Source organism: Aromatoleum diolicum (genome assembly GCF_012910955.1).
GTDB classification, from domain to species: domain Bacteria; phylum Pseudomonadota; class Gammaproteobacteria; order Burkholderiales; family Rhodocyclaceae; genus Aromatoleum; species Aromatoleum diolicum.
This window is the reverse complement of the sequence record NZ_WTVQ01000004.1, coordinates 132,553-150,492: the sequence shown is the minus strand read 5'-3', so window position 1 is coordinate 150,492 and position 17,940 is coordinate 132,553. Positions and strand designations below refer to the sequence as shown.

General features: G+C 67.6%; 15 protein-coding genes. 8 read left to right on the top strand and 7 right to left on the bottom strand.

What is annotated here, in order from left to right; all coding sequences use genetic code 11:
* Positions 1–302 precede the first annotated feature (302 nt).
* On the top strand, positions 303–3,575 hold the full coding sequence (locus GPA25_RS03940; RefSeq protein WP_169259097.1) for a DEAD/DEAH box helicase: 3,273 nt from the start codon (positions 303–305) through the stop codon (positions 3,573–3,575).
* A 54-nt stretch (positions 3,576–3,629) separates the two neighbouring features.
* On the opposite strand, the gene lipA is transcribed toward GPA25_RS03940, so the two are convergent.
* The 4 genes from lipA to GPA25_RS03920 form a co-directional block, all read right to left on the bottom strand.
* A complete protein-coding gene (gene lipA / locus GPA25_RS03935) occupies positions 3,630–4,589 on the bottom strand; it encodes a lipoyl synthase (RefSeq protein WP_169259049.1) in 960 nt (319 codons plus the stop codon).
* Positions 4,590–4,661: 72 nt separating this feature from the next.
* Entirely contained in the window at positions 4,662–5,798 is a 1,137-nt protein-coding gene (locus tag GPA25_RS03930) for an acetoin dehydrogenase dihydrolipoyllysine-residue acetyltransferase subunit (protein WP_169259048.1), read from the bottom strand.
* Positions 5,798–6,808 carry an alpha-ketoacid dehydrogenase subunit beta gene (locus GPA25_RS03925; protein ID WP_169259047.1) on the bottom strand — a complete coding sequence of 337 codons (1,011 nt, stop codon included), beginning with the start codon at positions 6,806–6,808 and terminating at the stop codon, positions 5,798–5,800. Before GPA25_RS03925 ends, GPA25_RS03930 begins: the two co-directional genes overlap by 1 nt.
* A gap of 30 nt (positions 6,809–6,838) precedes the next feature.
* A complete protein-coding gene (locus GPA25_RS03920; RefSeq protein WP_343034825.1) occupies positions 6,839–7,813 on the bottom strand; it encodes a thiamine pyrophosphate-dependent dehydrogenase E1 component subunit alpha in 975 nt (324 codons plus the stop codon).
* A 400-nt stretch (positions 7,814–8,213) separates the two neighbouring features.
* Between GPA25_RS03920 and GPA25_RS03915 the strand changes: the two genes are divergently transcribed.
* A complete protein-coding gene (locus GPA25_RS03915; protein ID WP_169259046.1) occupies positions 8,214–10,286 on the top strand; it encodes a sigma-54-dependent Fis family transcriptional regulator in 2,073 nt (690 codons plus the stop codon).
* A gap of 28 nt (positions 10,287–10,314) precedes the next feature.
* On the opposite strand, the gene GPA25_RS03910 is transcribed toward GPA25_RS03915, so the two are convergent.
* From GPA25_RS03910 to GPA25_RS03900, 3 genes are all read right to left on the bottom strand, one after another.
* A complete protein-coding gene (locus tag GPA25_RS03910) occupies positions 10,315–10,764 on the bottom strand; it encodes a c-type cytochrome (protein WP_246265304.1) in 450 nt (149 codons plus the stop codon).
* A 102-nt stretch (positions 10,765–10,866) separates the two neighbouring features.
* Positions 10,867–12,543 (bottom strand): pyrroloquinoline quinone-dependent dehydrogenase, encoded by a 1,677-nt coding sequence (locus GPA25_RS03905; RefSeq protein WP_169259045.1) that lies wholly within the window; start codon positions 12,541–12,543, stop codon positions 10,867–10,869.
* 55 nt (positions 12,544–12,598) lie between these two features.
* The gene (locus tag GPA25_RS03900) at positions 12,599–13,477 is read right to left on the bottom strand and encodes a transporter (RefSeq protein ID WP_169259044.1); all 879 of its coding nucleotides are present in this window, start codon (positions 13,475–13,477) and stop codon (positions 12,599–12,601) included.
* Between the two features lie 301 nt (positions 13,478–13,778).
* On the opposite strand from GPA25_RS03900, the gene GPA25_RS03895 reads away from it, so the two are divergent.
* The 6 genes from GPA25_RS03895 to rarD all read left to right on the top strand — a co-directional run bounded on the left by GPA25_RS03895 (position 13,779) and on the right by rarD (position 17,938).
* Positions 13,779–14,306 (top strand): DUF2478 domain-containing protein, encoded by a 528-nt coding sequence (locus GPA25_RS03895; RefSeq protein WP_169259043.1) that lies wholly within the window; start codon positions 13,779–13,781, stop codon positions 14,304–14,306.
* Between the two features lie 5 nt (positions 14,307–14,311).
* On the top strand, positions 14,312–14,593 hold the full coding sequence (locus GPA25_RS03890; RefSeq protein WP_169259042.1) for a YkgJ family cysteine cluster protein: 282 nt from the start codon (positions 14,312–14,314) through the stop codon (positions 14,591–14,593).
* A 90-nt stretch (positions 14,594–14,683) separates the two neighbouring features.
* Positions 14,684–15,508 carry an undecaprenyl-diphosphate phosphatase gene (locus tag GPA25_RS03885; protein ID WP_169259041.1) on the top strand — a complete coding sequence of 275 codons (825 nt, stop codon included), beginning with the start codon at positions 14,684–14,686 and terminating at the stop codon, positions 15,506–15,508.
* An 83-nt stretch (positions 15,509–15,591) separates the two neighbouring features.
* On the top strand, positions 15,592–16,179 hold the full coding sequence (locus tag GPA25_RS03880; protein WP_169259040.1) for a YqiA/YcfP family alpha/beta fold hydrolase: 588 nt from the start codon (positions 15,592–15,594) through the stop codon (positions 16,177–16,179).
* Positions 16,176–17,027, top strand: a complete 852-nt coding sequence (locus GPA25_RS03875; RefSeq protein ID WP_169259039.1) for a methyltransferase domain-containing protein — start codon at positions 16,176–16,178, stop codon at positions 17,025–17,027. The genes GPA25_RS03880 and GPA25_RS03875 overlap by 4 nt, the downstream gene beginning before the upstream one ends.
* The gene (gene rarD / locus GPA25_RS03870) at positions 17,024–17,938 is read left to right on the top strand and encodes an EamA family transporter RarD (RefSeq protein ID WP_169259038.1); all 915 of its coding nucleotides are present in this window, start codon (positions 17,024–17,026) and stop codon (positions 17,936–17,938) included. The genes GPA25_RS03875 and rarD overlap by 4 nt, the downstream gene beginning before the upstream one ends.
* Positions 17,939–17,940 lie beyond the last annotated feature (2 nt).

Below are 17,940 nucleotides of genomic sequence, written 5' to 3'. Positions count from 1 at the left end.
GCGGCGGATACTGACCGACGCAAAGAGGCAGCACTCCTGCAAGACGGGTCGCGATCGCGACCCGATTTTTTTCCCGAAACCACTCTCCCCGCCCCGGATCAACCGTCACGGGAGTCTGTGCCTGAATGGGCTTTGAGAACTCGATTCACGCTTTCCGCGATTCGCCAACGCAGTCGTGCCCTCGTGCGTGAGACAATTCCGCTCTTGTGCCCGAACTTGCCGTGCCGCGCCTCACCGGAGTGCGCCCGACCGGCGAGGCGTCGGCGCCCCCAAACTTTCTCGAAGAAATCTACCGCGTCTGCATGACCTCTCTCGACAACTACACCGCATCCGACCTCATTAACTGGCTTGGCGCGGACGAGGTCGCGAAGGGGCGCGGCTACCTGTCGGCGGTATCGGCATTGCAGCGCAATGGCGAGATGCTGCTGGCGCGGGTGCGCGGCACGCGGATCACACCGTACGAGGTGGTCGTGCAGGTGGTCGGCGACGACCGGCGCGGCGGTGGTTTGCTGTCGCATTGCTCGTGTCCGGTTGGTCGCTCGTGCAAGCACGTGGCGGCGACACTGCTGGTGTGGCTGGCACAGCGCGCCGACCCGAACCGGCCACGCGAGCAAGTGCTGGCATGGATCGAAGCGTTCCGCGGGGTCGCGACCTCGCAGGAGATGCCCTCCCGCACCGCGACAAGCGCCACGCACGCGCTGCGCTACCTGATCCGGTTTCAGCCGGGCGCCCAACAGTACGGCGTGACTTGCTTCAAGGTGCGGCTCGACCGGCAGGGAGCGGTACGCAGCGCGGAGAGCTGGAACAACATCGAACGTGCGCTCGACATCCCGCCGGCCTTTGTCGACGACACCGATATGGAAATCCTGCGCCTGTTGTGGGCGCACAAGCCCCGCGGGCTTTCCTGGGGCGAGGCGCTGCCGCTGAACGGGCGCAATGCCGACGTGCTGATGGAGCTCTTGCTCGCCAGCGGTCGCGCGCACATCAACGAACTGACCGGCCCGGCGCTGACGGCCGGAGAGCCGCGGCCCGGCCGGCCGGAGTGGATCAACGCTTCCGACGGTCGGCGCGCGCCGGCGCTGCGCCTGACACCGCCCGCCGATCTGGTGTTGCCGCTTCTGCCGCCCTGGTACATCGACCGCAAGGCGAATGCTGCCGGACCGATCACGCTGGAGGCGCCGCCGGAGCAGATCGTGCACCTGCTGTCCCTGCCGCCGCTGACGCCGGTCGAAGCCGAACTGGTGAGCGCGACGCTGGCCGAGGTGGCGCCCGAATTGCCGCTGCCCTTGCAGATCGGCGAACCGCCGGTGCACCTCGACGGAACGCCGGTGCCGGTGCTGCGGGTGAATACGGCGCCTGTGAATGGCGTGAGCTTTCGCGATTATCCACGCTACGGCGTCGATGAATTCGACTATGCGACGCTCGCCTTCCGCTACGGTCCGCTGACGATCGAAGCTGGCGACACGGCAATGTTCCACACGCTGGAGGATGGCCGCAGCGCGCGCCTGGAACGTCACACCCGTGCCGAATCGGAGGCGGTGCGCCGGCTCGGGCGCGCAGGCCTGGGGAAAGTGCCATCGGGCAAAGTCCTGGCGGGCTACGAACGGCTGCCGGCGGACCTGTTCGGACTCGCCAGCGAGACCGACTGGGGCGCCTTCACCGCGAGCGAAATTCCCGCCTTGCGCGCCGAGGGCTGGGAGGTGGAGATGCCTGCCGATTTCCGTCATCTCGCGCTGGACATCGAGGCGCTGCTGCTCGACGTTGACGAGACCGACGGCGGCTGGCTCGACATTTCGCCGGGCATCGAGGTCGATGGTCGCCCGCTGGCGCTGGCGCCACTGTTGTCGGAACTGTTCACGCACGATTCGCGCTGGCTGGGCGGCGGGCTGGACCGCATCGAGGACACCGAGCCGATCATCCTGCACCATGAGCAACTCGGCCGCCTGCGGATTGCGGCGGCGCGCCTCAAGCCGCTGGTGGGTGCGCTGGTGGATCTGTTCGACCGGCCCGACGGCGTGTTGCGCGTGTCGCGGCTCGACGCCGTGCGCCTGGTCGATCTGGATCTGCCCGGGCGCGGTCGCGAAGCGCTGGCAGAGCTCGCGAAGCGCCTGCGCAACGCCGGCAATATGGTCGCGGTCTCGGCACCCAAGGGTTTCCGCGCCGAATTGCGCCCCTACCAGCTCGAAGGCCTGGCCTGGCTGCAGCATCTGGTGCGCCACGACCTGGCGGGCATCCTTGCGGACGACATGGGCCTGGGCAAGACGGCACAGGCACTCGCGCACCTGCTCACCGAGAAGCAGGCGGGCCGGCTCGACCGCCCCGCGCTGGTGGTCCTGCCGACCTCGCTGGTGTTCAACTGGCAGGCCGAAGCGGCGCGCTTCACGCCCAAGCTGAAAGTGCTGAATCTGCATGGCGCAGATCGCCACAGCCGTTTCGATGAACTGGAAGGCATCGACGTTGCACTGACGACCTATCCACTGCTGTGGCGCGACGCCGACGCGCTGCGGGCGCGCGAGTGGAGCCTGCTGATCCTCGACGAGGCGCAGACGGTGAAGAACGCCGCGAGCAAGGGCGCGCAGGTGATCCGCCAGTTGCGCGCGCGCCATCGCCTCGGCCTCACCGGCACACCGCTGGAAAACCACCTTGGCGAGCTGTGGGCGCAGTTCGACTTCCTGCTGCCGGGCTTTCTCGGCTCGCACAAGGATTTCACGCGCACGTGGCGCACGCCGATCGAAAAGCACGGCGACACGCAGCGCCGCGACCTGCTCGCCGCGCGCATCAAGCCCTTCATGCTGCGTCGACGCAAGGAAGACGTCGCCAAGGAGTTACCGCCGAAAACCGTGATCGTGCGCAGCGTCGGCCTCGACGGTGGGCAGCGCGACCTGTACGAGACGGTGCGTGCGGCGATGGACGAGAAGATCCGTTTCGAAATCGCCAGCAAGGGCTACGCGCGCAGCCAGATCGTGATCCTCGACGCGCTGCTGAAGCTGCGTCAGGTGTGCTGTGACCCGCGCCTGCTGAAAACGCCCGTCGCGGCGAAGGTGAAGGAGCGCGCCAAGCTCGACATGCTGATGGAGATGTTGCCGGAATTGATCGCCGAGGGGCGGCGCATTCTGGTGTTCTCGCAATTCACGCAGATGCTCGCGCTGATCGCGGCGGAACTCGACGCCGCCAACATCGGCTGGGTCAGCCTGACCGGCGACACGCGCGACCGCCGCATTCCGGTCGAGGATTTCCAGAAAGGCCGCGCGCCGGTGTTCCTGATCAGCCTGAAGGCGGGCGGCGTCGGACTCAACCTGACCGCCGCCGACACCGTGATCCACTACGACCCGTGGTGGAACCCGGCGGCCGAAAACCAGGCCACTGACCGCGCCCACCGTATCGGCCAGGACAAGCCGGTGTTCGTGTTCAAGCTGATCTGCGGCGGCAGCATCGAGGAACGCATCCTCGCCCTGCAGGATCGCAAGGCGGCTCTCGCGGCCGGCGTGCTGTCCGAGGATGCGAACGCACTGGCGAAATTCGGCGAGGCGGACATCAAGGCGCTGCTCGCGCCGTTGCCGCCAACCCCGCGCTGACGCGCGCCTGAATCGGATCGCCGGCGACGGGTTCGTGTCTTTCCATCGTCGACATCACACGGCTTCTCCGGCCAGCATCGCCGCCTTCGCGACCTCGTCGGCGCGGTACGAGGAACGCACCAGCGGTCCTGCCGCGACTTCGGCGAAGCCGAGTTCGAGCGCGCGCTCGCGTAGTCGCTCGAACTCGTCCGGCGCGACGTAGCGTTCGACCGGCAGGTGCGCCGGCGAGGGCCGCAGATACTGGCCCAGCGTGACGATGTCGCAGCCGTGCGCGCGCAGGTCGCGCAGCGTGTCGAGCACTTCGTCATCGGTTTCGCCCAAGCCAAGCATCAGGCCGGACTTCGTCGGCACGTCCGGCAGCCGCCACTTCACCGACTGCAGCAGCGCAAGCGAGCCGGCGTAGTCGCCCCCCGGGCGCGCGGCGCGGTACAGGCGCGGCACGGTCTCGATGTTGTGGTTGAAGACGTCGGGCGGGGTTGTCGCGAGGACGTCCAGCGCCACGGCCTCGCGGCCGCGGAAGTCGGGCGTCAGCACCTCGATGCGGATCGCCGGGACGGCAGTGCGTGTCGCCGCGATGCAGGCGGCGAAGTGGCCGGCGCCGCCGTCGCGCAGGTCGTCGCGATCGACCGAGGTGATGACGACGTAGCGCAGGCTCATCGCGGCGGCGACCTCGGCGAGTTGGCGCGGCTCGTCGGGGTCCGGGCGCGCCGGCCGGCCGTGGGCGACGTCACAGTACGGGCAGCGCCGCGTGCAGATGCTACCGAGGATCATGAAGGTCGCGGTGCCGCTACCGAAGCACTCGCCGATGTTCGGGCAGGCGGCCTCCTCGCAGACGGTGTGCAGCCGGTGGCTACGCAGGATCTGCTGCAGGCGCAGCACTTCCGGCGTGCCGGGGTCGCGCGCCCTGAGCCATGCTGGTTTGGGCGGCGACACGCGGCGGTCGTCGATCTTGACCGGTATGCGGGCGAGCTTGTCGGCGCCGCGCACGCCGCGGAGTTCTGGCATTGTTTGCATCGAAGTCGGCTCCTGTCAGAGGGGTTGCAGCAGGCCGGCCCGGCGAACGAAGCACCGGGCCGGCCGTCGGTCTTAGCCGAGGAAGCGTCCGATCAGGCGATTGACCTCGTTCGCGGCCTCCATCTGCAGCATGTGGCCCTGCTTCGGCAGCACCTCTACGAGCACCGGGGCCGTAAGGCCCTGGGCATGCGCCGCCGGGATGATGCGATCGTCCGCGCCCCAGATCACCAGCACCGGCTTGCCGAAGCGCGCCGCGGTTTCGCGCAGTACCGTTGCCTGGCGACCGTTCTCGAACAGGCTGCCGGCGAGCGTGCGCAACGCGTCACCAACGCCTTCGAGCCGCTTGTACTTCAGCATGTCATCGACGAGCTGGCGCGTGACCAGCGCCGGGTCCGCGAACAGTTCGGTGAGCAGCGGCTTCAGCGCACGGCGGTCGCCCGCTGCGACGAAACCGTCGATATAGGCGCCATTGATGTCCTCGCCGAGGCCAGCGCTCGCGATCAGCGTCAGCGAACGCACGCGTTCCGGCGCGGCGGCGGCGACCGTCAGCGACACCGCGCCACCCATCGAGTGGCCGACGAGATGCGCGGATTCGATGCCGACCGCGTCCATGAAGCCGGTCACCGCCGCCGCGAGCGCGCCGAGCGAGCCTTCGCCGACATCCTTGGACGACTCACCGTGGCCGGGCAGGTCGAGCGCATAGACTTCGCGATCCACGGCGAGCGCCGCGTGGTTGAACAGCCAGTTGTTGAGATCGCCACCGAAGCCGTGGATCAGGATCATCGGTTCGCCGACCTCCCTGCCCCGCTCACTGCCGCCCACTCCGAGCTTCAGGTAGCGCAGCTTCTTCCCGCCGACCTCGATCTTCTCGGGCGACGGGCCCGCATCCTCCTCGTCGCCAGTGGCCGGCGTGAAGTTCGCCATGAAGTCGGCAACCGCGGCGTCGATCTCAGCGTCCGCGACGTCGGCATCGGCGACGATGCCGAGGAGCCCCCCGACCGGCAGCACATCGCCCTCGCCGGCGCTTTGTCGGCGCAGCACGCCGGCCACCGAGGCTTCGACCGCGCCGGCGATCTTCTCGCTCTCGACTTCGACGATCTCCTCGCCAACGGCGATCGTGTCACCGAGCTTCTTCAACCAGCCGTTGACCTTGCCTTCCTGCATCGAAAGGCCCCATTTCGGCATCGTCAGGGTGTGGATTGCGGACATCAACGGTACTCCTTCACGCGGATTACAGCGGCCTCGACCGCGGCCGGACTCGGGACATACAGGTCTTCCAGCGCATCGCTGAAGGGCACCGGCACGTGCGGCGCGGTGACCGGCTCGATCGGCGCCTTCAGCGCGCCAAAGGCCTTCTGCGCGACCAGCCCGGCGATGTCGGACGCCATGCTGCAGCGCGGCGTAGATTCATCGACGACGACCAGCCGCCCGGTCTTCTCGACGCTTTCGAGGATCGTGTCCTCGTCGAGCGGCGAAGTGGTGCGCGGGTCGATCACTTCGCAATGGATGCCCTGCTTCTGCAGCGCGGCGGCTGCCAGCAACGCCTGATTCACCATGCGGCCAAAGGCGACGATGGTCACGTCGTCGCCTTCGCGAACGACGTTGGCCTCGCCGAAAGGCACGGTGTAGCTTTCCTCCGGCACATCGCCTTCCATCGTGTACAGCACCTTGTGCTCGAGGAAGATCACCGGGTCGTTGTCGCGGATCGACTGGATCAACAGGCCCTTCGCGTCGTACGGATTCGACGGCACCACGACCTTGAGCCCCGGAATGTGCGTGAACATGTTGTACAGGCACTGCGAGTGCTGGGCCGCGGCGCGGAAGCCCGCGCCGTACATCGCGCGGATCACGACCGGCGTCTGGGCCTTGCCGCCGAACATGTAGCGGAATTTCGCCGCCTGGTTGTAGATCTGGTCGAAACACACACCGATGAAGTCGACGAACATCAGCTCGGCGACCGGGCGCAGGCCGTTGCATGCGGCGCCGACCGCCGCGCCGACGTAGCCGGACTCCGAGATCGGCGTGTCGAGCACGCGGCCCGGGTACTTGTGGAAGAGGCCCTTGGTGACGCCGAGCACCCCGCCCCACGCATCCTCCTCGCCGGGCGCGCCGGCGCCGCCGGCGTTGTCCTCGCCCATGATGATGACGCTCGCGTCGCGCGCCATTTCCTGGTCCAGCGCCTCGTTGATGGCCTGCTGGTAGGTGATCTTTCTTGCCATTTGATGTCTCCTTGGAATCCTGTCGGGCGCTCAGTACGACACGTACACGTCGGTCAGCAGCTCGGCGGCTGCGGGTTTCGGGTCGGCTTTCGCGCGCACCACCGAGTCGTCGATCAGTGTTTTCACTTCGCGGTCGATCGCGTCGAGCTGCTCATTGGTGATCTCGCCGTCGGCGGTGACGCGGCGACGGAATTGCAGCAGGCAGTCCTTGGTTTCGCGGAGCCGCTGCACTTCGCCCGGCGCACGGTAGGTCTGCTGGTCGCCTTCGAAGTGGCCGTAGTAGCGGGAGAGCTTCACTTCCAGCAGCGTCGGCCCGCCGCCTTCACGGGCCCGCTTGATCGCTTCGCCCGCGGCCTGATGCACGGCGAAGAAATCGAAGCCGTCGACGATCACGCCGGGCATGCCGAAAGCCGGTGCGCGGTCGGCGATGTTTTCGCAAGGCACCGAGTACTTCGACGAGGTCGCCTCGGCGTAGCCGTTGTTCTCCGCGACGAAGATCGCTGGCAGCTTCCATACGGCGGCGAGGTTCATCGCCTCGAAGATCGTGCCCTGGTTCGATGCGCCGTCGCCGAAGAAGCACACGCCGACGTCCTTGGTGCCACGGATCTTCGCCGCCAGCGCAGTGCCGCAGATCAGCGGCCCGCCGCCGCCGACGATGCCGTTGGCGCCGAGCATGCCCACCGACAGGTCGGCGATGTGCATCGAGCCGCCTTTGCCCTTGCAGGTGCCGGTGGCCTTGCCCCAGATCTCGGCCATCATGCCGACCGGGTCCACGCCCTTGGCGATGCAGTGGCCGTGGCCGCGGTGGGTGCTGGCGATATAGTCGGTGCCGGTGAGGTGCATGCACACGCCGGTCGCCGAGGCTTCCTCGCCGGCGTAAAGGTGCACGAAGCCGGGGATCTCCCCGGTGGCGAAGTCGGTATGCACGCGTTCCTCGAACTCGCGGATGGTGCGCATGCTGCGGTAGGCCTTGAGCAGGCTCTCGCGATTCAGCGTCGTCGTCACGTCTGTCTCCTTCCTGGTTGATGGTCTTGCTGAGCGCTTGCAATGGCCGGCGGTGGATGCGCCGGACCATTCGCTCGTCGCAGGACTCATGTCGCACGCCACGTGCCAGATTGGCGGCAGCCGCGCCAGAACGGGCTTGCAGACACGCGCAAGGCATTGTTAGATAAGGAATGACAGATTCCGTGACCCGCCCTTTCGCGACGCGTGACGACCGCGCGCCGAGGCCGAAGCGCAAGACAGGTGCGTCATCGCCGGCACCATTCGTGAGACAGCTGCCTCACGCGCTGAGACACTTGTCCGCATTGCTTTCGCGGGCGACGCGGAATAGGCTGAAATCACAAGAAAAACGCCCATCCGCAATCTGATTCCGGCGCGCATAGACCGGAACGGAGGAGACACCATGCGAGAACATCAAGTCATTGCCGAGCACGTCGGGCGCGTCATCGACGTTGTGGAAAACGGCCTGCGCCTCGGTGGCGACAGCAACTTCGACCGGCTCGCGCGCTCGTGGCAGCGCTCGCTGAACGCTCACCAGGTGGACCCCGCCCTGGCCAACGTGCCGCGCGTCGTCACCAGCCAGGAACTGCGCGAACACCGCGACCGGCTCGAGACTTTCATGCGCATCTCGCGCGAAGGCCTCGACCGCCTGCACTCGCAGGTACTGCCGGCGAACTACTGCGTGCTGCTGACCGATGCGACCGGCGTGACGCTGGACTTCCGCACCGTGCCGGGCCTCGAGCGCGAGTTCCGCGACGAAGGCTTCCGCGTCGGCACCTGCTGGTCGGAAGAACACGAAGGCACCTGCGGCATCGGCACCAGCGTCGTCGACGGCCAGCCAACGCTGGTGCATCGCGACGAGCATTTCCGCTCGCACAACATCGGCTTCACCTGCAGCGCGGCGCCGATCTTCGGCCTCGACGACCAGCCGGTCGCGGTGCTCGACGCTTCCGCGCTGAACTCGCCCTCGCAGCGCGAAAGCCAGCTGCTGGTGTTCCGCATGGTCGTCGAGAAGGCGCAGCTGATCGAAAACGCTTTCGCGTACTACAACCTGCGCCCCTATTGGGTGCTGCAATGCGGCCGGCTCGCCGAATTCCTCAGCGTGCAGACCGACTACATCGTCGCCTTCGACGACGGCGGGCGGCTCGTCGGCGGCAATCGCCGCGCCAAGCTCGAACTGCTGAGCCGTGACGGCGTGACGCCGCTGTTCGTGCACGACTTGTTCGAATGCACCGCCAACGACATCCTCGCCGCCGCCCACGCCCGCCCCGGCCAGCCCTTCCCGCTGCGCCTGCAGGGCTCGGGCGAGCGCATTTTCGCCCAGCTGCGCGCGCCGGCGGCCCGCAGCCGGGCGAGCGCACCCGCGCCGGCGCGCGACACGGCGATGGATGCCGCCTGCGGGGAAACCAAGGTGCGCGGCTTCAGCCACCTCGCGCTCGGCGACGCGCGCCTGCGCGGCAACGTCGAACGCGCGCTGAAGATCGCCAACCGCGACATTCCGGCGATGCTGCTCGGCGAGACCGGCACCGGCAAGGAAGCCTTTGCGCGCGCGCTCCACGACTACAGCGAACGCCACCTCAAGCCCTTCGTCGCGCTCAACTGCGCGGCGATTCCCGAGAACCTGATCGAGAGCGAACTCTTCGGCTACCGCGACGGCGCCTTCACCGGCGCACGCACCAAGGGCGCGCGCGGCAAGATCCTGCAGTCGGATGGCGGCACGCTGTTCCTCGACGAGATCGGCGACATGCCGCTGCAGTTGCAGAGCCGGCTGCTGCGCGTGCTCGCCGAAGGCGAAGTGCTGCCGCTGGGCGCCGAAACCGCGACGCCGGTCCAGCTCCACATCATCTGCGCGACGCACCAGAACCTACCCGAACTCGTGCGCCAGGGGCGCTTCCGCGAAGACCTCTACTACCGCCTCAACGGCGCGGTGTTCCTGCTGCCGCCGCTGCGCGAGCGCGAGGACATCGGCGACGTGATCGCCAAAGTGCTGCAGGAAGAAGCGGCGGCGATGGAGCGCCCCGAGCTGCGGCTCGACTCCGACGCCCGCGCCGCGCTGATGCGCCATGCCTGGCCCGGCAACATCCGCCAGCTGCGCCACGCGATGCGCTACGCCTGCGCCATCGCCGACGGCAACGCGCTGCGCATCGAGCATTTCCCGGTGGACCTGTTCACGGCACCGGGCGGCTTCGCCAAGCCGGCGCCCGTTGCCGCACTGCCCGCCGACAGCCCGGTCACAAGCCGCACGCCAGCCGCGCCGCGCCAGGCGCCGCTCGACCTCTCGGATGCGGAGGCCGCACTGCGCGCGCGCATGATCGAGATCCTGCAGCGCAACCACTGGCAGGTCACGGTGTCGGCGCGCGAACTGGGCATGTCGCGCGCGACCTTCTACCGCAAGCTCGCGCGGCTGCAGATCGTCGCACCGAACCAGCGCGACGCGGCCTATCCGGACGGCACTCCCTGGCGCCAGCCGTCGTGACACCGGCATTTCCCGCGCAGTTTCCCATTCACTCGGCCGGCTGCCGGCCAAGGTACTGCAGGTAGGCGACGAGCTCCCAGATCTGCTCGACGCTAAAGGCGCCGCCCCACGGTGGCATCACGTCGGCGCCGGTGCGTCCGCGCGTGATCGTGTCGAATGCGAACTGCGGCGGCAAATCGGTGCGCCCCCTGAAGTCCGGCGCCCGTCCGCCCTTGCCTTCGAAGCCGTGGCAGTAGCCTGCGCAGGTCTTGTTGAAGCGCTTGCGCCCGGCCTCGATGCGCGCCGGATCGTCCAGATCGACGGCCGCAGCCGACGGCGCCCCCGCCTGGATCGACACCGCAGCGGCTTCCGCCCCACCCGCAGGCGGAGCCACCGCCGCGCACTCGAAAGTGAATGCCAGCCCCAACAACAGCCATCCGCGCACCGGAGAGCCCCGCTGCACTGTCGCGGCAGCACTGCGCATGCGATCGATGTTCATCTGGTTCGCTCCACTTCATGTCCGAAAAAATCCCGGGGCGACGCAACGACGCCCCGGGCGAAATGGGCTGCAGGCCAGCCCGGAGGAAGTACTCGATAGCCGCTACTGCAGCGTGAACGCGATCAGCGCCGCCCCGCCCGGCAGATCCTTGATCTGCGGATAGGCCCCGGCGAGAAAGCCCGGTGCGTGCGAGCCGAGCCCGGTCGGCACGACGATGTACTGCCTGCCGCCGGCGGCGTAACTCACCGGCCCGCCGCGCAGCCCCGAGCCGGCGTTGAAGCGCCACAGCTCCTTGCCGGTGTCGGCGTCATAGCCGTAGATGCGCCCCTCCATGTCGCCGGTGAACACCAGCCCGCCGGCAGTGGTCAGCACGCTCGACAGCGGCGGCATGTCATAGCGGATGCTCCACTTGCGCTTGCCCGTCAGCGGATCGCGCGCATCGAGACGCCCATGCGGCTTGTCGTCCGGCGGCGGCACCAGCTTGATCTCGTCGATGCCCAGCGACAGCGCCGAGATCGGCGTCAGGTTCGCCGGATCGTCGCGCCCGGCCACCACCTCGTTGCACACCTCCATGCCGTGCGAGTACCACAGGCCGGTCCCCGGGTTGTATGCACCGTGGTTCCAGCTCCTTGCGCCGAGCAGGTTCGGACAGAAGGTCTTGCGTTTGCCCTCCTCCGGATACACCGGGTCGATCAGGCGGCCGCTCTTCGGGTCGATGCCCTTGACCCAGTTCACGTGCTGCGCGAACTGCCACACGTTCTCGAGCTGGCCGTCGTCCTTGTCCATGACGAACACGAAGCCGCCCTTGTTGAGGTGCACGATGCGCTCCTTGCCGTCCTTGTCCCTCACCATCAGCGCCTCGTACGCCGAGTCGAAGTCCCACGAATCGTGCGGAATCTCCTGCCGCGCCCACTTCAGCGTGCCGCTCTTCGGGTCGAGCGCGAGCAGACTCGCGGTGTGCTTGTTGTCGCCCTTGCGATCCGCATTGAAGTAATCCGGCGCCGCGTTCGACGTGCCGATGTAGATCGTCCCGGTGCGCGGATCGTAGGTGCCCGGCATCCACGCGCTGCCGCCGCCCTTCGCGCGACTGTCGCCGGGCCAGCTCGCCGGATCGTCTTTGAGGATGTCGAAGGTCCACGCCGGCTTGCCGGTATCCGCATCGACCGCGTAGATCTTGCCGCTGATCGGCTGGTCGCCGCCGGTCGTTCCGCCGAACAGGATATCGCCGGCGAGCTGCGGCGGCGCCGAGAACAGCGCGCCGTACTGGGTCTTCATGTCGGTGAGCTGCGTCGACCACAGCTCCTTGCCGGTCTTCTGGTCGAGCGCGACGAAGCGGCCGTCGAGCGTGCCGAGGAAGACCTTGCCGCGCCCCACCGTCACGCCGCGACTCGCCGCCGCATAGAACACCTGCTTCGACAGCGGATTGAGCTTCGCCGCGTAATGCCACAGCGTGCGCCCGGTCGCGGCATCGACCGCCCACACATTGTTCTCGGCCGACACGTAATACAGCACCCCGTCGATGACGATCGGGGTCGCCTGGATGCCGTGAGTGATGTTGCCCGGCTGGTGGATCCACGCGACCTTCAGCTGCCCCACGTTGGACTTGTCGATCTCCTTCAGCGGGCTGAAGCGCCACGCGTTGTAACTGCGGTGATACTGCGGCCAGTCGTTCGGCGCTTCGTAGCCCGGCCCCGGCTCGGCAGCGGCGGTGAGGGCCAGCAGCAGGGCGCCGGCCAGCGCAGCCGGGCGCAGCGCTCCGGCGAAGGGAAGGGAATTCATGTGCGTCTCCATGATCGGTTCAGGCAGCGGATTCGGCGAGTCGGCAGACCGGGGCCTACCACGCATACGCGTACTTCAGGTTCAGGCTGTTCGTCGCACCGTGGCTGTCGCCATCGAGTCCGCGGGAATAGCGCAGGGTCAGCGACTGGTTGCCGTAATACTTGAACATCACGCCGAGGCCCGCCGTGGTCTCGTGGCTGCGCGCGACCTTCTGGCCGGTCGCCTTGTTGGTCCAGCTGCCCTGCTGCTCGTAGTCGAGGCCGACGAAAGGCTCGACGACGTCGTTGAGGGCGTAGCCGACACGGTGATTGGTGTGGAACACGTTCGCCGGCGTGGCATCCGCGGCATTCGACTCGCCGAAGAAGACGAAGCCCGCGTCGGCGGTGTAGGACCACTTGCCCAGCTGCACATCCCAGAACACGCTCGACAGGTTCTTCCAGCCGTCGCCACCGCCGATGTCGCTGTCGCCGACCGGAACTTGCACGAAGCTCTGGAAACCGACGGTCGAATTCGGGCTCGGCTTGTACCAGATCGCCGGCCCGGTCAGCGGATCGCCGATACCGCTCGCCGACGTGTTCGCCCGAGTGTTGCGAATACCCACCTCCGGCACGATCACTTCGTATGCCAGTCCGATGTTGCGATGCGACTCCGGCGACCAGAAGCGCACGTACTTCGTCAGCCCGACCAGCACCTCGCTCTTCGGCGTCGCGCGCCGATCGCCACCGCTGTCCCACACCCGGTCGGCACGCTGGAAAGTCGCGTACTGGACAAGGACGTTGAACGGCTGGAAGCCGACCGGCAGCTCGTACTCGTGCGGACCGATCACGTCGAGCGTGACCTGCGCCGCCGCCGGCGCGCCGTGAGCGATCGCCGCAAACAGTGTTGCGACGCGAAGAAGCCGGCGCACAGGGCGGCTCCGGATGTTGCTGGGCATGGATGTCTCCTTTGGTCCTGTTTTTGTGGCGATACACGCTACGAAGGGAGGCCGGTGTGATGCGCCCTTCCCACCCCTCTCGGTAACAGCGTCGCGACTTCCATGCCAATGCGCGGATATTTTTAAATTCAATGACTTGCGTTACACACTCAGGCGCAACAAGGGAAACAGCTGTCTCGAAGGAGTTGCGACGGCTGAGACACGCGAGACAGGTGTCGCAGCCACTGCGCTCACGCTGTCGGGGTGGGCGGCTGTCGCCGGGGGTGAGACAATCGCCATCTCATCCAGTCCCGAGTCCGCCATGTCCGCCGACGTTGCCCTGCCGATCGCCGCAATCGTCTACAAACCCACCGATCACATCGAACCGGTGCTGCTTGAAGCCGCGCGCGCGCTGGCACAGCAGGGGGTACAGCTCGGCGGCGTGCTGCAGCACGACATCCCGACCACGATCGACGACCCCTGCGGCATGGAACTCGAAGACCTCGCCAACGGCGAACGGTTTGCGCTGTCGCAGGATCTGGGCAGCGGTTCGGAAGCCTGCCGCCTCGACCCCAATGCGCTGGCGCATGCGGCGGTCGCGGTGCGGGGCGCCCTCGAACGCGGCACCGAACTGGTGTTCATCAACAAGTTCGGCGCGCAGGAAGCCTGTGGCTCGGGCCTGCGCGCCGAAATGGCGATGGCCGTGACCAGCGGCGTGCCGGTCATCACTGCGGTCGGCGAACGTTTCCTGCCGGAGTGGCAACACTTCACCGGCGGCCACTCGACCTTGCTCGACGCAAAAGTGGAAAGCATCCTGGCGTGGTGGGCCGGCCTCGCACGGCGGGCCTGACGCCGATGGAATGCCGTCACGCCTGCGCGGCGTGCTGCATCGCGCCGTCGATCTCGAGTCCGATTCCCGGCATGGCACGCGGCAAGCCTGCGGGCGTGCGCTGCATCCAGCTCGACGACGCCGACCGCTGCCGCCTGTTCGGCGACCCGCGCCGTCCGGCGGTATGCAGCAGCCTTAGCCCGCAGCCGCAGATGTGCGGCGAACATCGCGAAGCGGCGCTGATCTGGCTCAGCGAACTCGAAGCGCTGACGGCGCCGCCTGACGCCCTTACGTCCTGTTTCCGCTGACACGCACTTTCCGCCGCAGCGCAGCATGGCGACGGGGTATCATCGCCCCTTTCGCACTTCCCACCCACCGGCCGTGCGCCGCCCCGCTCCATGGATTTCTCCCAACTTCTCGTCGCGCTGATCCTCGGCATTCTCGAAGGCCTCACCGAATTCCTGCCGATTTCCTCCACCGGCCACCTGATCATCGTCGGCGACCTGCTCGGGTACAACGATGACGCCAGCAAGGTGTTCAAGATCGTCATCCAGCTCGGAGCGATCCTCGCGGTGTGCTGGGACTACCGCGAGCGGCTCACGAAAGTGGCATGCGGCTTGGCGAGCGACCGCAGCGCACAGCGCTTCGTCGGCATGCTGCTGATCGGATTCCTGCCCGCGGCAGTGCTCGGCGTGATGTTCCACTCGAAGATCAAGGCCCTGCTGTTCAACCCGCTGACCGTCGCCACCGCGCTGGTGATTGGCGGCCTCGTGATCCTTTACCTAGAAAAGCGCAGCTACCACCCGCGCATCAATGCCGTCGACGAAATGCGCTGGCCGGACGCCCTGAAAGTCGGCTTCGCCCAGGCGCTGGCGATGATCCCCGGCACCTCGCGCTCGGGCGCGACGATCATGGGCGGACTGGTGTTCGGCCTGTCGCGCAAGGCGGCGGCCGAGTTCTCGTTCTTTCTCGCGATCCCGACGATGTTCGCCGCCACCGCCTACGACCTCTACAAGAACCGCGCGCTGCTCGACATGGGCGACCTGCCGGTGTTCGCGGTCGGCTTCGTCGCCGCCTTCTTTGCCGCGATGTGGGCGGTGAAGACCTTCATCCGCTTCATCTCCAACCACACCTTCATCGCCTTCGCGTGGTACCGCATCGTGTTCGGACTGATCGTGCTGGCGACCTGGCAGTTGGATCTCGTCGCATGGAGCGATTCCTGATCGCGGCATCAAGCGCGCCCTGCGTCACTGATCCGTCGGGCGGTTACACTTGGCGATCCGCTCTCCGCCACCCCGTTGATACGATGATCATCTACCTGCACGGTTTCCGCTCAGCGCCTTCGTCGATCAAGGCACAGGCACTGCAAAGCCACATGGCCGCCAAGGGCCTCGGCAACGCCTTCTGGTGCGAACAGCTGCCGGTGGCACCGCAAGTCGCGATCGCGCGCATCGAAGCCCAGATCGCGCACTGCCGCCGCGAACAGCCGCAACACCCGCCGACCCTGGTCGGCAGCTCGCTCGGCGGCTACTACGCAACGCACCTGGCGGAAAAGCACGACCTCAGGGCGGTGCTCGTAAACCCGGCCGTCGTCGCCCCGCTGTCGCTCGAAGCCTACGTCGGCGAACAGACCAATCTGTACACCGGCGAAACCTTCGCATTCACACACGAATACATCGCGCAACTGCGCGCGATCGACGTCGCGACGATCACCCGCCCGCACAACTTCTGGCTGCTGGTCGAAACCGGCGACGAAGTGCTCGACTACCGCGACGCGGTGACGAAATACACCGGCGCGCGCCAGACCGTGCTCGAAGGCGGCGACCACGGCTTCTCGCGCTGGACCGACTACCTCGACGACGTCCTCGTCTTTGCCGGGATCACTGCCAAATGAGCACGCCCGCCGGATTCGACCCCCGCCGCTTCAAGGCGCAGGAACGTGCAGGCTTCAATCGCATTGCCGCGCGCTACGCCGAAGGTGCCCACCTGCGCGCCGACCTCGCCACGGCCCTGCTCGATGCAGCGAAGCTCGCGCCGGGTCAGCGCGTGCTCGACCTCGCCAGCGGCCCCGGCCTGCTCGCCCGCGAAGCCGCGGCGCGCGTCGCCCCGGACGGCTGGGTGCTGGCGAGCGACATCGCCGAAGGCATGCTCGCCGAAGGCGCACAACGCGCCGCCGACGAAGGCTGCGCCGACACGCTATCCTTCGCCGCCGCCGACGCCGAACACCTGTGCCTGCCCGACGCCAGCTTTGACCGCGTCCTCGCCGGCCTCGCGCTGTTCATGTTCCCGCATCCGCAACAGGCGCTCACCGAAATGCGCCGCGTGCTGCGCCCGGGCGGACGCCTCGCGCTATCGGTGTGGGGGCCGCGCGATGTCGTGCCGCTGATCTCGCGCGCACAGGACTGCATCGCCCGCCTGCTGCCAGCCCCGAAAGTCCCGCGCCCCTCGGTGTTCCGCTTCGGCGACGCCGATGCGCTGGTCAGCGCACTCACCACGGCCGGTTTTTCCGACCTGCGCATCGAACCCTGCCGCTTCACGTGCCATTTCGCCGATTCCGAAAGCTACTGGCAGGCCTTCCTCGACCTCGCCGGTGGCGCCGCCGAAGCCCTGTCGCGACTGCCGGAAGCGACCCAGGTCACGCTGCGCGCCGCCGTCACGGGCGACCTCGAAGCCCATCGCAGCGCCGACGGTGCCGGATATTCGGTCGACGCCCTCGCGCTGGTCGCAATCGCTCAGGCATGAATTCCACGCTGGTCATCGACGCGCCTGCGCGCCGTCAGGGCACGCTCGCCGCATTCGCCGCCTTCGTCATCTGGGGGCTCGCGCCGCTCTACTTCAAGGCCGTCGGCAGCGTGCCGCCAAGCGAGATTGTTGCCCACCGCATCGTGTGGTCGCTGGTCTTCCTCACCGCACTGCTCGCCTTCGGGCGCGGCTTCGGCGGCCTGTGGCGCCTGCGCAGCCAGCCACGCCTGATCGGCGTGCTCGCCTTTGCCGCGCTGCTCACCAGCAGCAACTGGCTGGTCTACGTGTGGGCGATCTCGGTGGACCGCCTCATCGAAGCCACCCTCGGCTACTTCATCAACCCCTTGATGAGCATCCTACTCGGCCGTCTGGTCCTCGGCGAGCGCCTGCGCCCACTGCAACAGGCGGCGGTCGCACTCGCCAGCGCCGGCGTGCTGTGGCGCGTGTGGCAGGTCGGCAGTCCGCCGTGGATCGCCCTGTTCCTCGCCACGACGTTCGCCGTCTACGGGCTGCTGCGCAAACGTGCCCCGGTCGATGCGATCAACGGCCTGTTCGTCGAAACCCTGGCGACCGCACCCATCGCGATCGGCTGGCTGGCCTGGCTCGCCAGCCAGGGAACCCTGCACTTCGGCGACGACCCCCTCACCGACGCCTTGCTGCCGCTGGCCGGCGTCATCACCGCCGTACCGCTGATGCTGTTTGCCGTCGGCGCCAAGCGCCTGCCGCTCTCGACGATCGGTTTCGTGCAATACATTGCCCCGAGCCTTGGCTTCCTGCTCGCCGTGTTCGCCTTCGGCGAGCCCTTCGATGCAGGCCAGCTCGTCGGCTTCGCGATGATCTGGGCGGCGCTCGCGATCTACTCCGTCGATATGCTGCGCACCAGCCGCAGCACCGCTGCCGCGGCCGCCTAGCG

What these genes read in the sequence shown, in the direction of transcription:
- GPA25_RS03940 (WP_169259097.1), top strand. Translation starts at nt 303, where the DNA reads ATGACCTCTCTCGACAACTACACCGCATCCGACCTCATTAACTGGCTT.
- lipA (WP_169259049.1), bottom strand. Translation starts at nt 4,589, where the DNA reads ATGCAAACAATGCCAGAACTCCGCGGCGTGCGCGGCGCCGACAAGCTC.
- GPA25_RS03930 (WP_169259048.1), bottom strand. Translation starts at nt 5,798, where the DNA reads ATGTCCGCAATCCACACCCTGACGATGCCGAAATGGGGCCTTTCGATG.
- GPA25_RS03925 (WP_169259047.1), bottom strand. Translation starts at nt 6,808, where the DNA reads ATGGCAAGAAAGATCACCTACCAGCAGGCCATCAACGAGGCGCTGGAC.
- GPA25_RS03915 (WP_169259046.1), top strand. Translation starts at nt 8,214, where the DNA reads ATGCGAGAACATCAAGTCATTGCCGAGCACGTCGGGCGCGTCATCGAC.
- GPA25_RS03910 (WP_246265304.1), bottom strand. Translation starts at nt 10,764, where the DNA reads ATGAACATCGATCGCATGCGCAGTGCTGCCGCGACAGTGCAGCGGGGC.
- GPA25_RS03905 (WP_169259045.1), bottom strand. Translation starts at nt 12,543, where the DNA reads ATGAATTCCCTTCCCTTCGCCGGAGCGCTGCGCCCGGCTGCGCTGGCC.
- GPA25_RS03900 (WP_169259044.1), bottom strand. Translation starts at nt 13,477, where the DNA reads ATGCCCAGCAACATCCGGAGCCGCCCTGTGCGCCGGCTTCTTCGCGTC.
- GPA25_RS03895 (WP_169259043.1), top strand. Translation starts at nt 13,779, where the DNA reads ATGTCCGCCGACGTTGCCCTGCCGATCGCCGCAATCGTCTACAAACCC.
- GPA25_RS03890 (WP_169259042.1), top strand. Translation starts at nt 14,312, where the DNA reads ATGGAATGCCGTCACGCCTGCGCGGCGTGCTGCATCGCGCCGTCGATC.
- GPA25_RS03885 (WP_169259041.1), top strand. Translation starts at nt 14,684, where the DNA reads ATGGATTTCTCCCAACTTCTCGTCGCGCTGATCCTCGGCATTCTCGAA.
- GPA25_RS03880 (WP_169259040.1), top strand. Translation starts at nt 15,592, where the DNA reads ATGATCATCTACCTGCACGGTTTCCGCTCAGCGCCTTCGTCGATCAAG.
- GPA25_RS03875 (WP_169259039.1), top strand. Translation starts at nt 16,176, where the DNA reads ATGAGCACGCCCGCCGGATTCGACCCCCGCCGCTTCAAGGCGCAGGAA.
- rarD (WP_169259038.1), top strand. Translation starts at nt 17,024, where the DNA reads ATGAATTCCACGCTGGTCATCGACGCGCCTGCGCGCCGTCAGGGCACG.